This is a genomic window from Alcaligenes sp. RM2 (assembly GCF_052931795.1).
In genome coordinates this window covers 1,319,472-1,341,759 of record NZ_JBRFIO010000001.1, presented here as the reverse complement: position 1 = coordinate 1,341,759, position 22,288 = coordinate 1,319,472, and the positions used below count along the sequence as shown (strand labels likewise).

General features: G+C 54.7%; 28 protein-coding genes and 1 pseudogene. 18 read left to right on the top strand and 11 right to left on the bottom strand.

All coding sequences use genetic code 11. From position 1 onward, the window contains the following. Nucleotides 1–58 precede the first annotated feature (58 nt). The gene (locus ACU6HM_RS06245; RefSeq protein ID WP_446763515.1) at nucleotides 59–733 is read left to right on the top strand and encodes a hypothetical protein; all 675 of its coding nucleotides are present in this window, start codon (nucleotides 59–61) and stop codon (nucleotides 731–733) included. A 57-nt stretch (nucleotides 734–790) separates the two neighbouring features. Here the strand turns inward: ACU6HM_RS06245 and ssb are convergent. From ssb to ACU6HM_RS06200, 9 genes and pseudogenes are all read right to left on the bottom strand, one after another. Next, nucleotides 791–1,123 (bottom strand): annotated as a pseudogene (gene ssb, locus ACU6HM_RS06240) (single-stranded DNA-binding protein); the annotation flags it as partial. After that, nucleotides 1,124–1,759 (bottom strand): lambda exonuclease family protein, encoded by a 636-nt coding sequence (locus ACU6HM_RS06235; RefSeq protein WP_446763514.1) that lies wholly within the window; start codon nucleotides 1,757–1,759, stop codon nucleotides 1,124–1,126. After that, complete coding sequence (locus ACU6HM_RS06230; protein WP_446763513.1) at nucleotides 1,759–2,523, bottom strand: ERF family protein; 765 nt, start codon at nucleotides 2,521–2,523, stop codon at nucleotides 1,759–1,761. The genes ACU6HM_RS06235 and ACU6HM_RS06230 overlap by 1 nt, the downstream gene beginning before the upstream one ends. Nucleotides 2,524–2,530: 7 nt before the next feature. Beyond that, nucleotides 2,531–3,598: a hypothetical protein gene (locus ACU6HM_RS06225; RefSeq protein WP_446763512.1), complete on the bottom strand. Its 1,068-nt coding sequence runs from the start codon at nucleotides 3,596–3,598 to the stop codon at nucleotides 2,531–2,533. A gap of 326 nt (nucleotides 3,599–3,924) precedes the next feature. After that, nucleotides 3,925–4,284 carry a hypothetical protein gene (locus tag ACU6HM_RS06220; protein WP_446763511.1) on the bottom strand — a complete coding sequence of 120 codons (360 nt, stop codon included), beginning with the start codon at nucleotides 4,282–4,284 and terminating at the stop codon, nucleotides 3,925–3,927. An 818-nt stretch (nucleotides 4,285–5,102) separates the two neighbouring features. After that, complete coding sequence (locus ACU6HM_RS06215; protein WP_250757134.1) at nucleotides 5,103–5,324, bottom strand: hypothetical protein; 222 nt, start codon at nucleotides 5,322–5,324, stop codon at nucleotides 5,103–5,105. Between the two features lie 1,388 nt (nucleotides 5,325–6,712). Further along, nucleotides 6,713–7,654, bottom strand: coding sequence for a hypothetical protein (locus ACU6HM_RS06210; RefSeq protein ID WP_446763510.1), 942 nt, complete (start codon nucleotides 7,652–7,654; stop codon nucleotides 6,713–6,715). Between the two features lie 143 nt (nucleotides 7,655–7,797). Next, nucleotides 7,798–8,184 (bottom strand): hypothetical protein, encoded by a 387-nt coding sequence (locus tag ACU6HM_RS06205; protein WP_042480158.1) that lies wholly within the window; start codon nucleotides 8,182–8,184, stop codon nucleotides 7,798–7,800. Between the two features lie 323 nt (nucleotides 8,185–8,507). After that, nucleotides 8,508–8,714: a hypothetical protein gene (locus ACU6HM_RS06200; RefSeq protein ID WP_125304132.1), complete on the bottom strand. Its 207-nt coding sequence runs from the start codon at nucleotides 8,712–8,714 to the stop codon at nucleotides 8,508–8,510. Nucleotides 8,715–8,801: 87 nt separating this feature from the next. Between ACU6HM_RS06200 and ACU6HM_RS06195 the strand changes: the two genes are divergently transcribed. The 8 genes from ACU6HM_RS06195 to ACU6HM_RS06160 all read left to right on the top strand — a co-directional run bounded on the left by ACU6HM_RS06195 (nucleotide 8,802) and on the right by ACU6HM_RS06160 (nucleotide 12,677). Continuing rightward, on the top strand, nucleotides 8,802–9,323 hold the full coding sequence (locus ACU6HM_RS06195) for a hypothetical protein (protein WP_446763509.1): 522 nt from the start codon (nucleotides 8,802–8,804) through the stop codon (nucleotides 9,321–9,323). A gap of 1 nt (nucleotide 9,324) precedes the next feature. Next, nucleotides 9,325–9,756 (top strand): hypothetical protein, encoded by a 432-nt coding sequence (locus ACU6HM_RS06190; protein WP_446763508.1) that lies wholly within the window; start codon nucleotides 9,325–9,327, stop codon nucleotides 9,754–9,756. Next, a complete protein-coding gene (locus tag ACU6HM_RS06185) occupies nucleotides 9,753–9,884 on the top strand; it encodes a hypothetical protein (RefSeq protein ID WP_446763507.1) in 132 nt (43 codons plus the stop codon). The genes ACU6HM_RS06190 and ACU6HM_RS06185 overlap by 4 nt, the downstream gene beginning before the upstream one ends. A 38-nt stretch (nucleotides 9,885–9,922) precedes the next feature. Beyond that, entirely contained in the window at nucleotides 9,923–10,336 is a 414-nt protein-coding gene (locus ACU6HM_RS06180; RefSeq protein WP_446763506.1) for a Ref family recombination enhancement nuclease, read from the top strand. Further along, the gene (locus ACU6HM_RS06175) at nucleotides 10,333–11,184 is read left to right on the top strand and encodes a hypothetical protein (RefSeq protein ID WP_446763505.1); all 852 of its coding nucleotides are present in this window, start codon (nucleotides 10,333–10,335) and stop codon (nucleotides 11,182–11,184) included. Before ACU6HM_RS06180 ends, ACU6HM_RS06175 begins: the two co-directional genes overlap by 4 nt. Continuing rightward, a complete protein-coding gene (locus tag ACU6HM_RS06170) occupies nucleotides 11,168–11,836 on the top strand; it encodes a hypothetical protein (protein WP_446763504.1) in 669 nt (222 codons plus the stop codon). The genes ACU6HM_RS06175 and ACU6HM_RS06170 overlap by 17 nt, the downstream gene beginning before the upstream one ends. Then, the gene (locus tag ACU6HM_RS06165; RefSeq protein ID WP_429646452.1) at nucleotides 11,833–12,168 is read left to right on the top strand and encodes a DUF1064 domain-containing protein; all 336 of its coding nucleotides are present in this window, start codon (nucleotides 11,833–11,835) and stop codon (nucleotides 12,166–12,168) included. The genes ACU6HM_RS06170 and ACU6HM_RS06165 overlap by 4 nt, the downstream gene beginning before the upstream one ends. Nucleotides 12,169–12,317: 149 nt before the next feature. Continuing rightward, the gene (locus tag ACU6HM_RS06160; protein ID WP_446763503.1) at nucleotides 12,318–12,677 is read left to right on the top strand and encodes a hypothetical protein; all 360 of its coding nucleotides are present in this window, start codon (nucleotides 12,318–12,320) and stop codon (nucleotides 12,675–12,677) included. Nucleotides 12,678–13,029: 352 nt separating this feature from the next. Here ACU6HM_RS06160 and ACU6HM_RS06155 read toward each other — a convergent pair whose 3' ends face one another. After that, nucleotides 13,030–13,245 carry a hypothetical protein gene (locus tag ACU6HM_RS06155; protein ID WP_446763502.1) on the bottom strand — a complete coding sequence of 72 codons (216 nt, stop codon included), beginning with the start codon at nucleotides 13,243–13,245 and terminating at the stop codon, nucleotides 13,030–13,032. A gap of 150 nt (nucleotides 13,246–13,395) precedes the next feature. Here ACU6HM_RS06155 and ACU6HM_RS06150 point away from each other — a divergent pair, with 150 nt between their 5' ends. Next, a complete protein-coding gene (locus ACU6HM_RS06150) occupies nucleotides 13,396–14,031 on the top strand; it encodes a putative metallopeptidase (RefSeq protein WP_446763501.1) in 636 nt (211 codons plus the stop codon). Here ACU6HM_RS06150 and ACU6HM_RS06145 read toward each other — a convergent pair. Continuing rightward, the gene (locus ACU6HM_RS06145; RefSeq protein ID WP_446763500.1) at nucleotides 14,014–14,961 is read right to left on the bottom strand and encodes a putative phage abortive infection protein; all 948 of its coding nucleotides are present in this window, start codon (nucleotides 14,959–14,961) and stop codon (nucleotides 14,014–14,016) included. The two genes, ACU6HM_RS06150 and ACU6HM_RS06145, sit on opposite strands and share 18 nt — an antisense overlap. Before the next feature lie 59 nt (nucleotides 14,962–15,020). Between ACU6HM_RS06145 and ACU6HM_RS06140 the strand changes: the two genes are divergently transcribed. The 8 genes from ACU6HM_RS06140 to ACU6HM_RS06105 are packed head-to-tail and all read left to right on the top strand — an operon-like array spanning nucleotide 15,021 to nucleotide 22,282. Further along, nucleotides 15,021–15,494 (top strand): DUF2280 domain-containing protein, encoded by a 474-nt coding sequence (locus ACU6HM_RS06140; protein ID WP_446763499.1) that lies wholly within the window; start codon nucleotides 15,021–15,023, stop codon nucleotides 15,492–15,494. Then, complete coding sequence (locus ACU6HM_RS06135) at nucleotides 15,484–16,971, top strand: phage terminase large subunit family protein (protein ID WP_446763498.1); 1,488 nt, start codon at nucleotides 15,484–15,486, stop codon at nucleotides 16,969–16,971. Before ACU6HM_RS06140 ends, ACU6HM_RS06135 begins: the two co-directional genes overlap by 11 nt. Continuing rightward, nucleotides 16,972–17,196, top strand: coding sequence for a hypothetical protein (locus ACU6HM_RS06130; protein WP_219236038.1), 225 nt, complete (start codon nucleotides 16,972–16,974; stop codon nucleotides 17,194–17,196). After that, nucleotides 17,193–18,563: an anti-CBASS protein Acb1 family protein gene (locus ACU6HM_RS06125; RefSeq protein WP_446763497.1), complete on the top strand. Its 1,371-nt coding sequence runs from the start codon at nucleotides 17,193–17,195 to the stop codon at nucleotides 18,561–18,563. Before ACU6HM_RS06130 ends, ACU6HM_RS06125 begins: the two co-directional genes overlap by 4 nt. A 43-nt stretch (nucleotides 18,564–18,606) precedes the next feature. Beyond that, nucleotides 18,607–19,455, top strand: coding sequence for a phage minor head protein (locus ACU6HM_RS06120; RefSeq protein ID WP_446763496.1), 849 nt, complete (start codon nucleotides 18,607–18,609; stop codon nucleotides 19,453–19,455). Beyond that, nucleotides 19,433–20,746, top strand: coding sequence for a hypothetical protein (locus ACU6HM_RS06115; RefSeq protein ID WP_446763495.1), 1,314 nt, complete (start codon nucleotides 19,433–19,435; stop codon nucleotides 20,744–20,746). The genes ACU6HM_RS06120 and ACU6HM_RS06115 overlap by 23 nt, the downstream gene beginning before the upstream one ends. Nucleotides 20,747–20,749: 3 nt before the next feature. Continuing rightward, on the top strand, nucleotides 20,750–21,193 hold the full coding sequence (locus ACU6HM_RS06110) for a gp53 minor capsid family protein (RefSeq protein ID WP_446763494.1): 444 nt from the start codon (nucleotides 20,750–20,752) through the stop codon (nucleotides 21,191–21,193). Between the two features lie 12 nt (nucleotides 21,194–21,205). Next, a complete protein-coding gene (locus ACU6HM_RS06105; protein ID WP_446763493.1) occupies nucleotides 21,206–22,282 on the top strand; it encodes a major capsid protein in 1,077 nt (358 codons plus the stop codon). Nucleotides 22,283–22,288: the final 6 nt, after the last annotated feature.

Sequence of the window (22,288 nt, the reverse complement as noted above, 5' to 3'; positions counted from 1 at the left end):
TCCTTTCAGGATGGGCTATGCTCACGCGGATAAATCATCGCGTGGGGTGGATAGGGAAATGAAAAAAAAAGACTGCGAAGCGCTTACATTGATCGCGCTGGCCGTGGGGGTTGGATTTGGAGCGGTTATTGGGATGGCGACGCTTGCTGCCGCACATCCGATATTTCAGTCAGAAAATTGGGCTGCTTGGATCCAAGCATTAGGCTCTATAGGAGCAATAGGTGCGGGGTTTCTTTATATAAATCGATCCCAAAGGTTGGCCGAGTTTCAACGCGCCTCAAATGAAAGACGCGCCTTATTAAATAAATTGATCCATGCAAGAGATTCTATAAATCTGGCTGTTTCGGCAACTGACGAATACCGAACATCAATCTTTAAGGGAAACCTGCAGGCCGCAGATGGCGTACTCGTAGCTCAGAGGAAATCTGAGGATTATTTTTCCCTACTCTCGCTGTACAAGGCTAGTGTGGATAGGGTGATAAATAGCGATGCGCTAAGCGTTGAGTCTCGATCTTCTATTTTGGTATCTTTTAATAATTTTTTGCGAATTTGCGAAGCATTTCGTTTGCCTGACGGAAAGGGCTTAACTATTCGTGATGTGCTGCTAAAGCTCTTTGATATATCTTTCGAGGAAAAATATGTAAACGCCTTAACTAAATCTCTTTCAGAAATTGATGCCGTCATAAAGCAGCTTCAACTGGAAGTAGCATTAGACAAGAAACAGGAAAAGTAGCTTTTGGGAAAGTTCTTCGGATATTGTTAGATCTCAATTGTTCCCGTCATCAACAGTTCTGCCGCTTAACATTTGCATCTGGTCGGCAATGACCTCCGTTGAGAAACGCTCCTGGCCCTCCTGGCCCGTCCATTTACGGGTACGCAGGCGACCTTCTACGTAGACAGGGCGGCCTTTACGCAGGTACTCACCCGCGATTTCAGCCAGACGGTTGTAGAACACCACACGGTGCCATTCGGTTTCCTCACGGCGCTCGCCGGAGGTACGGTCCTTCCACTGCGAAGTCGTGGCAATGGAAATATTGCAGATGGCCGAGCCTTCTGCGCTGTAGCGTACTTCTGGGTCGCGGCCAAGATTGCCCACCAGAATGACTTTGTTGACTGAGGCCATTTACGCAGCCTCCAGCAGGGCGTCCCGCAGTTCATGCTGATACTTGGTGACAGTTCGCTCGAACTCCATCAGATCGGATTCAAGCGATTCAATCTGGTTGTCGTCTCGGTCGATGCGGATGATCTTCATGCGGCCCAGGTCGTGAACCCACAGCACCAGATCCACCCATTTACGTCCGAGCAACCACATTGCGCCATTGCACTGGTCTACATAGGCGGCAATATCGCCGTTCACAAAGGCGGTGAACAGCGTGTCGCTGCTGACCATCGTCTTGATTTCAATGATCCCGTCATCGCCCACCAGACCGTCCACGCTAACCCCAAATAGGCGGTCCGGCGTTGTGATGAAACCGGCCTCGTCAACGATGTGCCCTGTCTTACGCTCATAAACAGCGCGGGCGTAGGGCTCTTGCTCGGTGCCCAGGCGCATCGCGCCGTTCACAAAGACTTGCATGGGCTCACCGCCTTCGCGCTCTCGGGCCACATCCATGGCGTAGTCTAGGCATTTCTTGGATGGGGCACCGCTTTTCAGGCGGTCGCGGCAGTCTTTGAAACGGCTGCCGGTGATGACGCCCTTGCGAGCCTGGAGCCATTCTGGGGTGCCCTGTTCGGCGGTGTGAATGATTAAGCCTTCCATTATTGAGCCTCCGCAAGCATCTTTTTCTTGTCAGATACAGCCTTCTTGAAGGCGTTGTAGTCGGCAAGGTTGTTGGTTGCATAGATGATGTTGCCGCCTTCCTGCCAGATGGTTTCCAACCGTTCCAGCGTTTCGGCTTTGGCTGCTTCACTGATCCACTCGTCGCGCAGGTCGGCGCTGATCTTCGAGTTCGCGCTGCCTAGCCCGTCATCGTCGTCACCTTTTTCAGAAACACCAGTAATGGCCTTGAGGGTGTGGCGCTGCAGGTAAGTGACGGTGGATGCGATGGCCTGGATGTTGTTCTTGCTTCCGCTTTGGTCCGCATTGGCCTCAAGGGACACAGAATCGGTATGACCCTGGCGGTGTTTGAGAATGCAGGTCACGCGTATCAGGTCTTTTTCTTGATGGGTTTTCCAGCTCCAGGCGAAGCCATGCTTTGAAAGGGCAGGGCCGACCGCTTCGACCACATCGGAGAGTTCTGCGTGCTTGTAGTGAGTGCGCCCGTTCTTCCCGGTGAAGTCGACAGTTTTGCGCTTGATGATTTCGACAGCCTCGGACTTGAAGGCGGCCAAGGCATCGTTGAACGCTTTCTCTGCCTCGCGTTCTTCCCAGCGTTGCTGCAGGTTCATCATCTGCTCCACTTGGTCGAGTGTGGCGCCTTGTTTCATAGCGGCCATCATCATTCCCATGGGGGAGTTGGCAGGCACTTGATCTGCTGGCGCAGTCAGGTCGCGCTGGGGAGCTTCAATAATTTCTGTGCTCATGGTGTCCTCAATATTGGATTCGGATAGCCGGGATCAGACCCTTGGCGATCAGAATGACGGCCTGCTTGGCGCATGCGTCGGGCAAGCCTTTTTCGATAAATGCTGCTAGGGCGGCATTGTTGATGCTGGCCTTGTGCGCGATATCGGCTTCGCGGCGGCGCTGCTCGGCCTCTTCGGCTGCCTTGGCGTCGGCTTGGCGCTTGATTTCTGCCTGGCGGGCGGCTTCGGCGGCATCCTTGGCGCGTTGCTCAGCGGCCAGTCTTTCAGCTTCGGCCCGGGCCTCGGCCTGCTTCTGGCGTTCGATGGCTTCGGCCCGTTCTCGATCAGCCCGTTCTGCTGCGGCCTTGGCATCGGCTTCGCGCTTGGCAGCTGCCTCGCGCTCAGCTTGGGCTTTGGCTTCCGCATCGGCTCGGGCCTTTTCAGCGGCTTGGCGGGCAATCTCCGCCTCACGGTCTTTCTGCTCCTGCTCGGCCTGCTTGCGTCGTAGCTCAGCCAGTTCTGCCTGCTCAGCTTCGTACTTCTGGCGTTCAGTCAGGGCTGCATTCAGGATTTCCAGCGCCTTGGCTTTGACCCGGTGAGCTTCTGCTTCAAACTCTTCCCAGGACTCGCCCATCACCGCAGATTCAACTATTGCGATGCGCTGGCGGAGGGTTTCAACATCAAGCCCACCCACTTCCCGAGCTTGCTCTGCCATGCCGTCCAGTGCGGCACGGTGGAGTGCTACCCGGCTGGCCTCTGCTTCTTCCCAGTCCGTGAGCGGCTTGCGGACTTCATCAGCCAGTGCGTCCAGTTCGTCACGCATGCGCTTGCGTTCAGCGTCGATCAGCTTGGGGATTTCCTTGAGCCTGTCCACCTGCTCTTTGCCTAAGCCATCCAGAGCGGCTTTGATCTTGCGCACCTTGAATGCGCGGCTGGCGATTTCCTTTCGGCCTTTGTCGGTCTTCAGGTTCGGCGCATGCCCGGTGACTTCTTGTCGGATGCGCTCGATATACGGGTCCAGACCGTTTGGTGTTTGGTAAATTTGCAGCGCCGTTTCTGCTGGCGGCAGTTCCGTCAGCTCTAAGACTTCGGTCATGTCATGCTCCAATCGCTCGGGCCGCCAGAGTCGGGCCGAAAAAAAGCAGTCCGCAGACTGCTATGGCAATGAGTAGGGTTAGGGGCCATCCCCAGGGTGGGGTGCTGCTGTCGGGTGCGTATCCTGGGCGATCTGCCGTCAACCACTCTTGAAAGACCCTCCACAGGCGAAATAAAAGCGCAGCTATTACGGTGCGCTTGCGTGTGAGGGGGAAGCCGGGGTTTTGGTCTGTCACGGCTGCCTCCAGATACTAAGAACGCCCTCAATTCCGAGTGCGATAAAGAAAGCGGCGCAGCAAAAGAACACCGCAAAAATGAAAAACTCGATCAGCACGGCAGCGCCTCCAGTTTTTGCTGGGTCATGCAGTTATGCGTGGTGTCTGCCCAGTCGCCGATGATTCGTTCGCGTTCGGTGCGCAGGGTAGGGCGCAGGCTTTCATCATCAAGCGCAGCAAGCAGCTTGGCTGAATAGTCGAAGCCTGCCGAACTGGAAGCCAGAAGCGCATTCTCCATTTCTTCGATCAGCCCTATGCGGCTTACCTTTTGAGGAATCGATTGCAGGGTCCAGGCGATGTTTACGTACAGCGTTTTGCCATACAGGCAGTTGCGGATCTGCTCCGCGATATAGGCGCGGCGGCGCTCCGCCAGCTCGTAAGCGCGTACCTCGCGCTCTGCGATAGCGTTCATGGTTAGCTCCGTGGGGATTGCGCCGCGTCCGGCGCCATTGAAAGGGGAGAGGGTTAGCCTGCGTCTGCCGCCGTCACTGCATCTGCGCAAATGCAGGTGTTGGCGGGTTCCGGGGTTCTATGCCCTCTGATAGCAGCCCTTGATCGGATAAAGCACCGTTTCATCGGACTTCACACGTATGGAGGGGTTGGGGTTTGCTGCCGTCGCTAACACGGCTGCCAAGGGCTGCTGTCAGAGGGCCCCTATTTAAGGGGCTGCCTGGACCTCGCTACTACTTGCCACGAGTCATGCAGGCGTTGATGGGGTTTTGTCATGCTTGCCCGGAAAGTCGCTGGGCCAGCGCATTGGTTTGTCCTGCTGTTCCATGTCTATCTCCTATTTATCCGTCAGTACCCTGAGTCAAGGTACTGGTGGATAACCGCTGCACTCCTGGCTACTCCCAGCTGAGCTGGCTCCAGGTAGCGCAACGTTCTAAATCCCCACGTCACGGGTTGTCCGTCTCACTCTTTATCAGGGGGTGTGGGGATGCGCCCTGGGCCTAGCCGTGCGCTGTCGCACCATTGGCCTGTTTATCGCTTTGCTGATTTTTAAAGAGCCTCCGCCGTAGCGGGCGCAGCCTTTGCTGCTGGCGCTCTCTGTACCGTTACTGGGCTGCCCTGAGGGCTAGGCTGTTCTGCGGTTTTGGTGAAGCGTTGAATGAAGTGTAAGAGTGCTAACAGGTAATGTCAAGCATGCTAACGTATATTTCGTAAGAATGCTTACGCTAAGATTAGAAAAAAAGCCCGCATAAGCGAGCAGGGGAGTGTGGAGCGAGGCGCTCAGTCGATCAGAGTGCCGCTCTCAATGCCAAGGATTACGTCAATTAAGGTGCGACGAAGGCTGGTCATGATGCGAAGCTTTGCATCGTCTTGTAGTGCTGGTGATAGCCAGGCGGCCTCTGCAGCGTCAATGACAGCACAGCTTTCTTCGAGCCTTTCTGCTGCAGCCCGCAGTAAAGCTGAAAGGTCGGCCGGAGGCTTGGTGTTCTGATTACTCGTCATATCGCAATGCTCTTCTCTTACAAGTGGGCGTTTTAGATACGCGCTCTGATTAGTGGGAGCTACATGGAGCGCATCAATATGGCGGGGCAGGGGGATAGTTATACTGTATATCTATACAGTATTTTGGGTCAAGGTAATGCAGCTAACTGTTGGGCCTGGGTAGACTGGATCTGTGTGGCGAAAATTCGGACTATTGTCCGAAACTAGCCAGTTAGCCTAGGGCTTCATCAATCAAATTTATTGATCATTAGGAGATCGAAATGGAGCTAGTACACGCATCCATCCATACGATGAAGACCGCGGACGGATATGATGTTCCATACGCCAGGCTCGGCTATCAAACAGCACGAGGGTATGTAGGCCAGTCACTGATGCTGAGTCGGTTAACCCCAGAGCTGAGGGCTATTGCAGAGTCAGGCGAACTGGTAACGCTTGGGAAGTGGGCGCCATAAACAAAAAAGCCCCGGGAGGGGCTTTGTCGTATAGGCTCGTTACGTGAGCTGACGTATCAGAACGGAAGGCCGGGGAACCGGTCTTTTAGCTGTCGGATAAGTTTTTGCCGGGTCGATACCACTTGCTTTGTATAGGTTTGATGGCTTTCGACTGTTCGGCGAGCGGGCTCGCGCAACGGAGAAGTGTGGAGTGGGCTGCGACTAGCCTGGTTAAGTTTTTCGTAGATAGTAATACCTTCTGTATGACTTCAAATTACCGCTGTAGCCTGGAAATGTAGGTTTGCCTAAGCAATGATGTGGCGTGGAATTTGAAGGGTAGTGAGATAGCGAGATTGCCACCTTTGAATGAGATCAGTCTCATTGTACCAGTATGGGCTTTTCGCCCCTTTAAGCATAGAAGTGCTTTGTAACGCTTCCTCGGACCTGCGGGCTTAGGGCCTGGTTTGGAGCAAACAAGAAAGCCCCGTGAGGGGCTTTGTCAGTTATGGCTTGCGTCCAATTTGAGCTGCTGCTTGCTACTCAAGAAGCTTCTCTGCAATGTCCAAATTCAATCTTTGAATTTCTAGGAAGTTTAGAATGAAGTAAACAATGCTGATTGGAATTATTGACGCTACGAACAGGGAAACACTGAATGCCACTGTGAACCCCTTATATGTATAACTCATCGATGCTTCGGGGGCTATCTGATAAAGCAAGTAGCAGAAGGATATCAACGAAAAGAAAAAAATAAACGAGTTGCGTACTGAATTAATGTTGCCTCTTATACTCAAGAAGAAACCTTTGTTTTTGACTCGGTCTAGATTGAAGGTGATTATTGCGCCCATGCCGATGGAGAACATGATCCCAGCAACAGTATAGATCGTGTTCAGGAAAGACGCGTCCGGCCTCGATGTCATCAGAGAAGCCAAGAGGATGGAGAGCAACAGTGCTGCAAAGCTAACTGCTAGCTTTCTTTTCATGCTCTAGCTCAAGTAGGAATTTTTCCATTTCTTGCTTTACCGTTTGTTCGTTAGGGCGTCCTAGCTCTGTTAGATCTATCTTAACAGCCTTGACCCTCAAGATGTCTTGGCCTTTTGCCACTACTTTGTCATCCCTCGTCCTGACAGAAAAATTCTCAAGATCAGCGACTGGCTTGAGGAGGGCAGCATACGCTTTTTTTAAAGCTTCACTGTCAGATTTCTTGGGCCTAGCGAACTCGATCACAAGCTTTGCAGAGATCATTTGAGATAATTCGTGATCGGAAAGCGCCTCAGTTTCGGTCAACATGTTTTTGACTTTCTCCATTGCGTAAGAGGCAATGTCGAATACAGACCTCTTCGTTTCAGGGGACTGGGGGCGGGATGACTGCGGGTCAAGAACTGGATCTCTTACAGTGATGTTGCGTATGTCAGCTAACTGAGAGAGTTGAGACTCTTCAATGAGCGGAGAGATTTCATAAAGACATTTGGTCAGCCAGTTGATATATGTCTGCAGCCTGAGAACTGTGACATTGCCTGGTAGGTTGGTCACGATGAAGTTCGGGGAAGAGCTGAAGTAGTAATGGCTCTTGTAAATAGCAGCAGCCTCGAGGTCGGTGCTGTGGAGGTCGGAGATTGTGAATCTTGACTTGCCAAATAGACTGTCGCTAATGTGCTGGACATCATTACCTGGCGCCAACCTTAACATAGTACAAAATTGGTAGCCATGCTCATCAGGGTCGCTGTAATACGAAAGCAAGTCCTCTTCTCTCAGCGGATCGTCGGTGCTCAACTGCATTCTTCGCTCGTTCGCGGACACATTTCCCCGCAGGATATCGCGGAGCTTCAAAAGTAGGTCGCTTTCGCCTTTCGCTATATCCGTATTGCCGATAGAAAAAGCTCGTAGCTTCATGTTGGACATCGTTGAGGTCTCCGCATTCCGTTACTTAACTAAAATTACGTTACTTCATTGATAAAAAATAAGGAGCCAAATGGCTCCTTGTCTCTTCCTGCTCAGTCCTTCTTACGTACAGCCTCCCTGGGCTGGGTCACGTTTCCAGTCATTTACTTGCTCTCGTCTTTCTTCACGTCCAAGCCGAGCTGGGCGGCGGATAGGAGGATGGCGGTTTCAAGCTGCATACGCTCTCTGTCTGGGTCTAGAGCGCGAACCTTTTGATTATCGATAGAAGAGAAGGGCCAAGACTCCGCTGATACGCGGTCTTTAGCTGTCTCTGGACCAACGCCTTTGGCTATCCATAGCGCGCTGTAGCCCGTCTCCCGCTCTAGGTTAAGAGCAACCTCCACATCACCAATCGTGTGGATGATTTTGCTTCCTTTCCCGGCCCACTGAGAAACGGCGGAACGACTCACCCCAGCCGCCTTGGCCATCTGGGTGTCATTCCAGGCCATTACAGCCTTCAATTTTTCGATTCTGTCTTTTAGTTCGCTCATATGTAAGCGCAATTACACTCTATTTTGAAAAAAGCGTGCTTGCAATGATTGCGTAAGCACGCTAACATTTGCGCATGAAGAAACAACATGCCATCCAGCTACTAGGCGGCTCTGTGAGTTCCGCCGCTTCTGCTATCGGGATCATGCCTCAGGCAGTTACCCAATGGCCGGAAGACCTGCCTCCGCGAATTGCAGATCGCGTAATCGCGGCAGTTGCCCGACAGAACCCAAAGCATTGGCCTACTGCCTGGAAGGCGATAAAGGAGCGCGCCAATGTGTGATCCAGAAAAGCGAGAGCCGATACCCATCGGCCCCACAGATATCTAGTGAAGGGTAGAGGCCCCGGCCTCACCTAAGCCGTGAAATTCATTCCATAGCAGTCGATCCAGCACGCCCTCGACGTGAGCCTCTGTTGGGTATTCAAACATTTGCCTGGCCAACTCCGTGGCACGGTCCAGTAGTTCCAGGCGCTCAAAGTCGATTTCTTCATCCATGCCGGTAGTGTCCGGCGTTTGATTCTTAGTTTCCATTCGTAGTTCCTGATACGTAGTTCCATCAAGCATCGTAGCCAGGGCTCATAACAAGCGAAACGCTGAAATTACGAGGGTTTCAAGGTAATGACCTGCAAATACTCAAACACAGATTGGCTGGACGTTCTCTATAACAGCGTTCGCAAAACCCCTGGCGGGGTGGTTGATGCGGCGTTGTTTCTGACGGAACGGCGCGGTCGCGGTATTCACCCTGAAAGCCTGCGTGCAAAGCTGCGCGCCGTGAATGGGGACGAGATCAGTATTTCCATGGCTGAAATGCTCAGCGAGTGGATGGAAGAGAAGGCGGGCGGTGCTGAGTACGCCTGGGATTGGCTGCTGGTGATGAATGCTCAGCGTGGCATTCATGTGGATCTTGTGCCTCCTCCGCCTGAGGGCGGCTGGGCTGATGAAGGCAAGGCTTTGCAAGACAAGTTCCTGATGATTTCTACCAAGATCGGGAAGATTGCGGCCGTGACCGCTGAGACGGTGGCTGATGGAGTGATTACCCAAGCCGAGGCAGACCAGCTGGTTCCACTTTTCCGTGAAGCTCGCGTCATTCTTCATCGCATGGAGCGTAATGCTCTGCGGGCTGTAGAGAAGGGGCGCTGATATGCAGATCGTGAATAGCGATGAATCCTTGCAGCGCTTCATGGGCGATGTGCGCAGTCAGTACCAAGCGCATCGTTATCTGCGCATTTCGGTCAAGACCGGCAAGGCCAGAACACTGCCACAGAACGACATTACGCATGTCTGGTACGGGCAGATTGCACGGGAGTTGCCAGAGGACGATGCACTGGGCTGGCGCTGCTACTGCAAGTTGCACCACGGCGTGCCGATTCTTCGTGCCGAAGATGCCGAGTTCCAAGGCATGTACGACTCGATCATCAAAGGCCGAACCTACGAAGAAAAGTTGCTGGTAATGAAGTACCTGCCAGTGACATCCCTTATGAGCCGCAAGCAACTGAGCGCATATGCCGAGGCTGTGCAGGCTGACTTCCGAGAGCGTGGCGTGTTTCTTGAGTTCCCCGGGAGCGAGTCATGAAGCTCTGGCAAATGTGGCTGATCATTTTTTATGTGTGCATCGCACAACTGGCTAGTGACGATGGCTTGATAGGAATGGCCATGGGTGCATTCCTGGCGGTTGTCGGTTTTGGGGTAGCACGACGATGAGAGCCTGGAACAGCACATTCAAGGCCCCGACAAAGCCGATGGCACGCAGCGCCTGGAAGCCAGTCAAGCCTAAGGCGATTAAGTCACGCGGCATGAAGGGCGCAGCAACTACGGCAGACCAGAAGCGGTTCCACAGCATGATGGCCTCGCTCGGTTGCATCGCCTGTCATCTGGATAAGCGCTATCAGCCAGTCGTGAGTATCCACCATATCGACGGTCGCACCAAGCCGGATGCGCATTGGCTAGTCCTGCCCCTTTGTGCGGGCCACCACCAGGATGGAACAGGTGCGCCTGGACTGGTTGCCATCCATCCCTGGAAAAACAAGTTTGAGTCGATTTACAGCCCACAGCGCGACTTGTTGCGCCTGTGCATACAAACACTGCTGGACCGTGGTGCCGTTGTTCCTGATGGCGCGCTGAGGGCGGCAAATTTCACTTTGGAGGCGGTATGAAAAAGCTGCCGTGGTTCCGTGCTTACACGGAGATGGTTGACGACGAGAAGCTGCGCTTGCTGGCTTTTGAGGATCGCTGGCATTTCGTGGCCTTGCTGTGTTTGAAGGGACAGGGCGTTCTGAACAATGACGACCCGCTGATGCTGCGCAAGGTTGCCGTGAAGTTGGGCATCGATGCGCGCACGCTGGAAGATGTGGCACGTCGCCTGGCCGAAGTAGGCCTGATCGATCAAGAGACGCTACAGCCTTTGAACTGGGATAGCCGCCAGATGAGCAGCGACACCGATCCTACCAATGCGGAGCGTCAGCGCCGGTACCGCAAACGCAAGCAGGACGAGGAAGCGGCAGAGCAAAAAACAGAAGGGGAACAGAGTAACGCAGACAGTAACGCGTTACGTAACGGAGACATAACGCCGCTAGATATAGATACAGATAAAGATAAAGAAACAGATAAAGAAGAAAAGATAAAACCGCGTACACGCGCTGCCGCGCCTGCTATCGATTTTTCGAGCTGGCCTGCCGAACCGAGCCCCGAGGTGGTTGCCGACTACTTGCGACACCGGAAAGAGATAAAAGCCCCGCTGACTCAGACTGCTGCAAACCGGCTGGGAACGGAAGCACGTCGAGCTATGGCCATGGGCTACAGCGTCGATGACTTCCTGGCTGAGTGCATGCTGCGCGGCTGGAGGGGAGGGAAAGCCGGTTGGCTGGAGCAAAGCACAACTCCCAAGCAGACAGGCCGTATGCCGACCCAGGCAGAGCGCAATGCCGATTGGACGGCCCGGTTGTGGGAAAGGGCCGCGCCGGTTGAAAAAGACATGGGAGTGATTGATGCAACTGCAAACTGACCGCCAGCCTATGCCGAAGGCTTGGATTGACCGCTTGTTCATGCGCTTGTCCGTGATGTACGGCCAGCAGTTCGCTGCTCAGTGGGCCAGTGTGGACGAGCAGGCCATGAAGTCCGCCTGGGCACAAGACCTTGCTGGCTTCACTGGCGACGAGATTGCTGCAGGCGTTGAGGCATGCAAGAGTCGCCGCTACGTACCGAACCTGCCTGAGTTCATGATGTTGTGCCGTCCAGCCTTGGACCCAGCCACAGCCCATGCGGAAGCTGTGCTCGGGATGCAAGAGCGCAAACGCGGAGAGCAGGGCGAGTGGTCACACCCAGCGGTTTACTGGGCAGCCGTGAGGGTTGGTGCTCATGATCTGCTGAACCAAAGCTTTTCTGTGATCCGCGCTCGCTGGGAGAAAGAACTGCGCGAGAGCTTCGCCAAGGGGGCATGGGAGCCTGTGCCAGCTCCGAGCTTGGCGTTGCCTGCGCCTGGCTCTGATGTGACTTGCAATGCAGACGCTCAGAAGAAGATCGAAGCCATTGCCGCGCAATCACAGAAGCCCCGGAAGGATTCCAAAGGCTGGGCCCGGAAGATTTTGGACAGCCAGAAAGGCCGCTCCCCCACAGTCCTGGCCATGGCTCGCGCTGCTTTGTCGGAGGCTGCATGAAGCGCAAGTACGGAAACCGCAAAGTCACGCTGGACGGCCACCAATTCGATAGCGTGCGGGAAGCAACCCGATACAGCCAACTCCAATTGTTGGAGCGGGCAGGGCAGATCACTGGCCTGGAACTGCAGCCACGTTTCGAGCTGATCCCCAAGCAACGCCGTGATGATGGAAAGCCGGAGCGCGCCTGTGAGTACGTGGCTGACTTCCGTTATACGGACACGGCCACTGGCCAGACCGTAATCGAGGACGCCAAGGGCATGCGCACTCGGGACTACATCATGAAACGAAAGCTGATGCTCCAGGTCCACGGCATTTCGGTGCGGGAGGTTTGATATGTCATACCCAAGCTGGATGTACCAAGACCCATCGAAGCATGTGGATTTTGTGCGCCGAAAGCGGCAAGAGCACCAGGAGCGGCAGCCCGAGGCGAAACGCGAGTGGGCGCGAGAAGGACTCAAAGCGTTATTTGGGGAGGGCGGCCATGCAAAAACTGACCGGCGATGATTTGATTTGGAACTGGGCCCGTTGGTGCTGGTCTGGCGAGACGGTCGGGAACATGGAGCGGTACGTACCCTGGGAGGATGACTACCGCCCAATCAACCAAGACCACGCTCAGGCTGTGGATGCCTTGTACCAGCGCTTGCCGCGCTATCAGGCCATGGTGGTGCAGGCCGAGTACACCCGGAAGAACTCCCACTTTGGCAACCTGTCGGCATCTGAGCGCCTAGTAGTAGCTCGCCGGTGGATTCGTCAGATCACAGGAGCCATCTTGCGGGATGAGGATTACAAACGGCACCTGGAAGGATTCAGGGCCAAGGTAGAAAAGGAGGTATTGCTGTGAAGTATGCGTCGGAGGTGATTGATCTGCTGGCGGCGTATCCAGGTCGAGGGTTCAGGATGGCTCAGATTGTGCGACATGTCACTCAGGCAAAGGCTATCACCGAATCACAGCGGGGCGCTGTGCGGGAGGGAGTGCGCCAAGTTCTCGTAGAGCTGAGTAAGTCTGGACAGGTGCAAGTGGAAAAGACTGGCGCCACATCCGCTACATATACCTGGGCGCTAAAACTGCAAGATCTCAGTCTGGCAAACTGCAAGGGAAACTGCAAGAATACCAGTGAGCACAACTGTGCCTATAGGTTTTGAACAGGCCCGCCAGTCGAAAGATCGGCGGGTTTTTTTGGCGTTATCGCGTTTTATTTTTTTGTTGAGTCTTGCGCGCTCAGATCATCTGACCCCGAGAGACTTGCAGGACCGTAGCTAACCTTAAAACGTTTTTTTTGAAGTAACTTCGCGCCGAGGTTATGGATACCTGCTACGGCACCAATGAGGGCAATACCAACCGCAGCCTCCACAAACTTATTATTCAGAATAAGTTTTCCAGGAATTTCAATTAGTTTACTCAGAGCCATGGCTAATCTCTTTTAAAGTTAGTTGATGAGGGGTAGCAAAGTGTAAGTAACGGACGTTTAGCTGAGTATAGATATAAAACGTAGTTTACACAGCTTAATAAGCGCTTCATTAGAGCGATCGTTAGCCGCCTCCGGGCGATTTTTTTATGGATGAAAGAAATGGCGCAGCCAGCGAGACCTTGCCCGCCTGGTGATTTGGTTGGTGAGGAGGCGCAGCTATTTCTAACGCTTCGGCCCGCGCCAGAGATAAGCGAATGGGTACAGCGAAACATCCTGGCTGATGATGGCCCGATCCACAATCCCGACCACTCCCACCTGATTGACGCTGATCTGCGCTTCTTGTGGGCATCAACGGCTTTCACAAAGCAAGGCCGTGCAGTGCTTGGCCAGTGTGAGCAAGTAATGTTCCGCGCAGGCGGGTGGCAGAAAGCCCGCCAAGAGCAACAGATGCGTGAATGGTTCGGCTACGTGCCGCAATTCATCATTACTTTGGCGGCCGATTACTGCTCCCAGTGCAGCGACATCGAGTTCTGCGCACTGGTAGAGCATGAGCTGATGCACATTGGCCAGCAGATGGATGAGTTCGGCTCACCCAAGTTTGATAAAGAAGGATTCCCCAAGCTCTGCATGGTCGGTCATGACGTGGAAGAGTTTATTGGGGTGGTTCAACGCTACGGCGCATCTCCAGATGTGCAGCGGCTGATTGACGCCGCCAAGGAGGGCCCCTCAGTGGCAAGAGCCAACATCGCACACGCATGCGGCACCTGTTTAAAGGTCGCTTCTTAAGTTTAATGTCTTTCGTGCAATGTCGGTATTGAAGGCTGAGTCTTTGTATGGGGAGACGCCAGCACTACATTGCACAGCTTGGATGGGTTGGTACTCTTCAATTACTAAATTATCGAACAATGCATACTTGTTTATATAGTGCACAAACTTTTCCCCACGTTGTGTAAGACCATTTACGAATAGCAGTACGAGCTCCGAATCAGTGAGTTGTGCCCTGATTATGCTTATATAGTGAAGTTTGTCTGCATCGGAAAGCGCGCCTTGACTGTCAACCCATTTAATGATCCCGTATAAGCTGCGGATCGCTGCTCTAACTGTGTCTCCCCGCGGCTTATGGATAGTTCTCCATGCCTGTTGAAGCGTGGCAACTGTTGAGACGCCTTCCCTGCTTGGGCAGAAGTTAAATTCGTAAATGGGGCTACTCATTAAGAATTTGGCCATATCGACCAGCGCTTTAATGCCAAATAGGTTTGTTTTAGGTGGATCGTGTTGCTCAAGTGAAATGTCGTTAGCATCGGAGCTAAATGCTAGGTAGCTGATTTGGTTCTTATAATCGCGGAGCCAGCCAAAGAAAGTTTGTTCAAAAGACTGGCGCAGCAATATTTTATTCTGCTCGTTTACTTCTTTTGTGGATTGAGCAAGTTGTTTGCGTTGCTCTTGTAACTCCGTTCGTTGAAGTCCTAGAGTAGCTAATAGCAACATTATTGAAGCAAAGCCTATAACTGGCCCAGCAGTGCCTGCCAAAAAGTCCCCAAAATGTGCCCACGCTTCAGGTGATGAGTCTAATTTGAGCTTATGCCTGACCCCAAACCACAGAGCGTACCCAAGGATGCACGTTGGGATGCTTAAGTAAGCAACGAGGGCTCCCCACCATCCGATGCGACCCACCTCGAGCCCAAGAAAAGAGTATTTCTTTTCTTTCTGTTCCATGTTGACTCCCAGTATCTAAGGTAATTACGGTTTTATACCCGTTTTAGGATTTATTACATATGGCAGCCCTTAAAGACGATCAAAAGCTGTTCATCGTCCAAGCGCTGGCATGCTTTGACGCTCCGTCCCAAGTAATTGAGGCGGTAAAACAGGAGTTCGGGATTGATGTGAGTCCCCAACAGCTCCAGGCGTATAACCCGGCGACGAAGGCGGGTGCACGCATGAGCCAGAAGCTCAAGGATATTTTTGAGTCTACTCGGAAGCGGTTTCTTGCTGAGGTCAGCGACATTCCTGTGGCCAATCAAGCCTACCGCCTGCGCCAACTTCAGAGGATGGTGCATGAGTCGATGAAGCGCAAGAACATCGTCTTGGCCGCATCTCTACTCGAGCAGGCCGCCAAGGAAAGCGGCGGCATGTTTACTAATAAGCGAGAGTTGAGCGGCCCGGGTGGGAAGCCCATGGAACATAGAACGGTGGTGGTCGATGAAAAATCAGTCGCTGCCGCCGTCTCAGCACTTGAAGATGAGTACTGATGTTGATCCTGATGTCCTGCGCCAAGTAGCAAAGGTCCGTTGTCAGGACGAGGGGCTTTTCTTTGCCCGGTACTTCTTTAAGCAGCGGATAGGCAAGAAGATGATCGTGGCCCCGCACCACAAGGTGATTCAGCAAACGCTTGATCGCGTGGTCTCTGGTGAGATTACACGCCTGATCATCAACGTACCGCCTGGGTACACAAAGACTGAGCTGGCCACGATCAATATGATCGGGCGTGGCCTGGCGCTGAACAACCGCGCCCGGTTCATGCACCTGTCTTACTCACACAATCTGGCGCTGCTGAACTCCAGTACGGCGCGGGGGATTGTGAAGTCACAAGCTTATCAAGACATGTGGCCCATGGTGCTGCGCGACGATGCTGACAGTAAGGCCATGTGGTGGACCGAGCATGGTGGTGGTGTGTATGCGTCATCCGCTGCCGGTCAGGTCACTGGCTTTCGGGCCGGGCATATGGAGCCAGGCTGGCAGGGGGCGCTGATCATTGACGATCCGGTCAAGCCTGATGATGCATACAGCGATACGGTGCGCGGCGGCATTAACGACCGATTCAACGAAACAATCAAATCCCGGCTGGCGATTGAAACCACGCCGATGATCGTGATCATGCAGCGGATTCACTACCAGGACCTGAGCGGCTACTTGCTGCGTGGCGGATCTGGGGAAAAGTGGCACCACCTGAATCTGCCAGTGATCATCGACAACAGCCTTCCGTACCCGGAAGAGAACACTCACGGCATACCGATTGACCATGGTCTACCCGATGGCTGGCTCTGGCCCTTCAAACACAACGAATCACACCGGACCGCGCTGTTTTCTCACCGACGGACGGCAGAGGCGCAGTACATGCAGCGTCCGCGCCGATTCAATGCCGAGGGGGCGCTGTGGACTGAGGCGCTGATTACAGCAGCCCATGCTCTGCAGATCCGGCATGAGCTGGTACGCACGGTGGTGGCGGTTGACCCGGCCACGACTGCGAGCGACGAAAGCGACGAGACCGGCATTGTGGCGGCCAGTTCCTACGGGTCTGGTGATAACCGCCAGTATTCGGTAGATGGTGACTACAGCGGTAAGTACAGCCCGAACGGCTGGGCTCAGAAGGCCATCGGCGCATACGAGAAGCACAATGCCGATGCCATCGTTATCGAGACGAACCAGGGCGGCGACATGGCAGAGTCCACGCTGAGGAATGCTGGATTCAAGGGCCGCATCGTGCGTGTCCATGCCAGCAAAGGCAAGTTCGCCCGAGCTGAGCCTATCTCAGCACTCTACGAGCAGGGCCGGGTGGCGCATAAAGGCGCTCTGTACCTGCTTGAAAACCAACTTATGGAATATGTGCCAGCAACGGCCAAGAAATCGCCTGACCGGCTTGACGCCATGGTCTGGGCGCTGACTGAGCTGGGCGGCACACAAGCCATGGGCCTGATGATTCCAAAGCGCCTACTTCAAGGCAGATAAATGGCAATTTTCAATGTTTCAGCGCGAGACGGCAGCGTTTCGCTGGTTATCCGTGCGCGCTGCATGTCCTGTGCGCGGCAATTGGCGGCTGATCGGTCGCCTGTGCATGAAAAGAGGTTGTGGCGTGATCCTGATCTGTCCAGTGTTGATCTGGTCAGCCATCCGGAGCGCCTGGGTTATTTCAGCGAAGGCATGAACGGGATACTTAAGCGGATTACGACATGACGGCAAGCAATCTACAACTGGCGGTGAACCATGCCATGCATGTTGCCGCGTTGGCGCGTGCCCGCATGAGCCTACTGAACCCCTTGGGCATGGGGCTGGACGATAAGCGAGCCGCTGCCTGGTGCGAATACGGCTTTAAGCAGAACCTGGACTTCCATGACTTCTACAAGCTGTATCGCCGTAATGGCTTGGCCAGTGGCGCAGTAGAGAAGCTGGCCGGGACCTGCTGGAAAACAAACCCTTGGGTGATCGAGGGTGACGAAGAGGATGAGTCCCGCAAAGAGACGGACTGGGAAACGAAAACAAAGCGAGTTCTGACGGCCCGGTTGTGGCGTCGCTTTCGTGAGGCTGATGCCCGGCGCTTGGTGGGCCGGTACTCGGGTCTTGTTTTGCGAGTCAAGGACAGCGGCAAATGGCATGAGCCAGTCAAGGGCGGCTCCAAGGCCCTTGTCGATGTGGTGCCGGTGTGGGCCGCAACGCTGCGAGTGTCTGAGTGGGATACCGATCTGTCATCAGAGAATTACGGCAAGCCCAAGTTCTGGAGCTATGTAGAGCAGAGCACAAACGGGCAGCCTGGGCGAAACATCAAGATTCACCCTGACCGTGTGTTTATCCTGGGTGACTACTCCGGTGACGCCATCGGTTTTCTTGAGCCTGTCTATAACAACTTCGTTTCACTGGAGAAGGTGGAGGGCGGTTCGGGTGAGTCGTTCTTAAAGAATGCAGCCCGCCAGCTCAACGTCAATTTCGACAAAGAGATCGACTTTAATAATCTCGCCTCAATGTACGGCGTTTCGGTTAATGAGCTGCAGGAGCGATTCAATGAGGTCGCAAAAGAGGTGAACCGGGGCAACGATGTGCTGCTGCCGACGCAGGGAGCGACGGTAACCCCTTTGGTCTCAGCGGTCCCAGACCCAGGGCCAACCTACAACATCAACCTGCAGACCATTTCAGCCGGCCTGGATATTCCAAGCCGCGTACTGGTCGGCAATCAACAGGGCGAACGCGCCAGCACCGAAGACCTGAAGTTTTTCTATGCGCGTTGCCAGTCACGCCGTATGGATCTGTCTTTCGAGATCGAGGATCTGGTTGATCACTTGGTGCGTATCGGTGTGCTGGATGCCACGGGCGAGAAGACAGTGATGTGGGATGACCTCACAGAGCAGACCTTTGCAGAACGGCTGGATAACGCTGCCAAGATGAGCACGATCAACCAGACCGCTTTGGCGACGGGTGAAGAGGTGTTCAGCAACGACGAGATTCGGGTTGCTGGCGGCTTTGATCCCAAGGATAACGAGCCGTTAGAGGAAGGCGACGATAAGGACGAGGATGGCGACGAAACCGAAACCCCCGATCCTACCCCGTGACCTGCGTGACCCGACTGGCGTGGACACGCTGGAACGACGCGCAATGCGTGATTTCAATGTGCGCATCAAGAAGGTAGCCAAAGCTTACCGCGCTGCGCTGGATGAAATACCGGCTGAGCCAGTGGTTAACCGGCGCTACCAGTTCCGGCTGGATACGTATTTGTTGCGCACCTTACTGGCAAGGCTGGATGCAATCGTTGCCGAGATCCTGCTGGAAGGTGGCGACGAGAATATCTGGCTCTTTGGCCGGTACGTCGAGGTTGCAGCCACGCGCGGCACGGCTCAGGTGTTTGCCAATCTGTCTCAGCAGTCCGCAGCGTACAGGGGCGGAAGAATCTCATTGCAGGAGATTCTGCGCAGCGAGCCGCACCGTCGTCGTATGGCTTTGCTCAGTGCTCGGGTATCCGAGGAAATGAAGGGCGTCGTCGGTGATGTGAAGTCGAACATGACCCGGGTGCTGACTGAGGGGATAGGGCGCGGCCTGAATCCACGAGAAGTGGCAAAGAACCTGACCGCCCAGGCCGGTATTGAGACACGGCGGGCGCATCGGATTGCACGCACTGAAATCACCACGGCGCTACGGCGTGCCAAGTGGGACGAGGCCAGCGATGCTGAGCAGGACTATGGCCTACAAACAAAAGAGCTTCATCTGTCTGCGTTGAGCCCAACAACGCGGGCCACCCACGCAGCCCGGCACGGGAAGCTATTCACTCGGGACCAGGTACAGGACTGGTGGAGCCAGGACGGTAACTCAGTCAATTGCAAGTGCACGACAGTGAGCGTGATGGTCGATGACGAGGGGAAACCGGTTGTGCCTTCGATCATTCAACGTGCACAGCAAGCAAAAACCAATATGGAGAAACGAGGCTATGCCTGGTCAGACACAGAATAGCGGGCCGATGCAGGTCAACGTGACCACGCAGGTCAACAGCCAGCAGATCCGCAAAGTGACGCATAACAACCGTGAGCATTGGGTTCTGCCCAGCTACACGCTGCCTGCCAACGTGGTTATGAACGGCGGCTTGTACCCGGCCAGCGAGATCGATGCCCACTATCAGGGGCTGGAAGGAACGCTAGCACCGCTAGGCCATCCGCAAGTGGATGGTCAGTTCGTGTCGGCATTCAGTCCCGAGGGCATCAACGTGGGCCATGTGGGCGCGTTCAACCGCAACGTGAAGAAATCCGGTAACCGCGTCTACCTCGAAAAGTGGGTGGATGTAGAGGTTGCACAGCGCACCGAGGAAGGCCGAGCCCTGCTTGAGCGTGTGGAAGCCCTGGAGCGTGGCGATGATGTGCCGCCGATCCACACCAGCGTGGCCGTGTTTCTGGATCGCCTGGAGGCGAACGAAGAACAGAAAGCGGCCGGCGCGGAGTGGGTCGCCAAGATCAAGAGCATGGACCACGACGCCATTCTTATGGATGAGGTGGGGGCGGCCACGCCGGAGCAGGGCGTCGGCCTCATGGTCAACGCAGACCAGGCCAAGCCCTTGCAAGCCAATTCTGGCGCGTTGGTGGGCGAATCCTTCCGGGAGCGCGAGCAACGCCTGGACCGAGCCGCCAAAGAGCGTTTCGCGCAAGGCACTGACGAATATGCCTGGGTTGCCGACTTCACAGACAACCAAGCCATCATCGTGCGCAATGGTGGAGCTGCTGAGGTTTATGGATACAAGACCGAGGCCGGGAAGATCGTGTTTGACGACACCGGCGCGGCCGTCGTGCGCCAAGAGTCCTGGGTGGCGGTAGTCGCCAACAGCATCAAGAAAGGCGCACAAAAGATTTTTACCCCGCAGGCCCGGCCTGCAGTCAACAACAAGGAGGGCGAAATGCCTTTAACCCCTGATGAACGGGCCGATTTGGTGAAAGATTTCGGTGCCGCTGTTACTCCCATCGTGAATGCTGCGGTGGCAGAGGCGATCAAGCCTATTGCCGACAAGGTGGATGGCCTCGAAGCAAACCAGAAAACCATTGTCGATACGGTTACCGCAAACGCCAAGGCCGAAGAGGCTGACAAGCGCAAGGCCGTGGCTGCCGTGCACGGTGACATCGTGGCTAACGCACTGTCAGGCGAAGCCCTGGATGCCATGCACAAGTCCCTGGGCACTGCTGCACCGCTGGGTGCCGGTCATATCGAAACCAACAGCAACGCACTGACCGCTGATGTCACTGCGCTGCCCAAGGAGTAAGACATGAGCCGATACCGCCGTGTGAATATCGATGGCAAGTCCATCACTGAAACCCGTGTGGCCGCCACTGAGCTGCTGCCTGGCACGTTCGCCGTCATTGATACCGATGACAAGTTCGCCCAGGCTGCTGCCGCAGTCGGCCGCGTTTACGTCGTCAATTGCGCATATCACCAAGGTCTGAGCATCCGTGATGCGGTCCCAGCTGGTGATTCCGCCGTCGGCGATTACGTCGAAGAAGGCCGTGAGCTGGCCGTCCTGTGTCCTGCCGGTGCCTACAAGAAGGACTCGCCCATCAAGATTGGTGCGAATGGCCAGGGCGCTTTGGCTACTGATGACACCGACACCGTGATTGGCTACAGCCAAGACGAAGTGACGCTGACCGCCGCCGACTTCATCCGCGTGCGCATGCGTGTCGGCACTGTGGCTGCTGCAACTATTGAGCCATAACAGGAGAAACACATGTTTTTTACCCAATCGGCTATTGCCGCTCATCCTCGATTGATGGGGCACCTCCAGGCGCTGCAAGCCAATCGCAACATCTGGAACAACCAAGATGCGGCCCTGCTGGCAGCAAACCGTGCCGTGATGACGCCGGAAATGCTGCAGGCCAACGCGCTTGCAGGTCTGGGCCGTGAGTTCTGGCAGGAAGTAGACAATCAGATCGTCTCTTACCGTGACCAAGAAACCGGCATGGAAATCGTCAATGACCTGCTGACCGTGCAGACCGTGTTGGACATTGGCAAGACGGTGAAGTCGTACAACATCGCTGGCGATATCGCTGATGATGTGTCGATCAGCATTGACGGCCAAGCACCGTACTCGTTCGATCACACTGAATACGACAATGATGGCGACCCGGTGCCAATCTTCACGGCAGGTTACGGCGTGAACTGGCGCCACGATGCTGGCCTGCGCACTGTTGGTATTGACCTGGTGCTGGACTCTCAGGCCGCCAAACTGCGTAAGTTCTATAAGAGCATCGTCAGCTATGTGCTGAGCGGCTCCGAGCGAATCCGTGTGGATGGCAAGCCCGGTCAAGGCCTGAAGAACCATCGCAACACGATCAAGCTGAACCTCGGCAGTGGTGCCGGTGGCGCGAATATCGACCTGACTACGGCCACCCAACAACAAATTATGGACTTCTTCACTAAAGGCGCATTCGGCTTGGCCGCTCGGGCCAATAAAGTGGATGTCTATGATGTGCTGTGGGTTTCGCCTGAAATCTACGCAAACCTGGACAGCGACTACGTTAACGGCGGCACAATTAACGGCACGATCGGCGACCGCGTGAAAGCCCGTGCAAAAGTCCGTGAAATCCGTGAAACCTACGCTCTGACAGGCAACGAGTTTATCGCCTACCAGCGTCGCCAAGACGTTGTTTCACCTCTGGTCGGCATGGCGGTTGGCACCGTGCCGCTGCTGCGTCTGCGCCCGCAGGATAACCATAACTTCCAGATCATGTCGGCCATGGGTTTGCAGATCAAACGTGACGGTGATGGCAAGTCCGGAGTGCTGTACGGCGCTGACCTGAGCTAAGGAGAG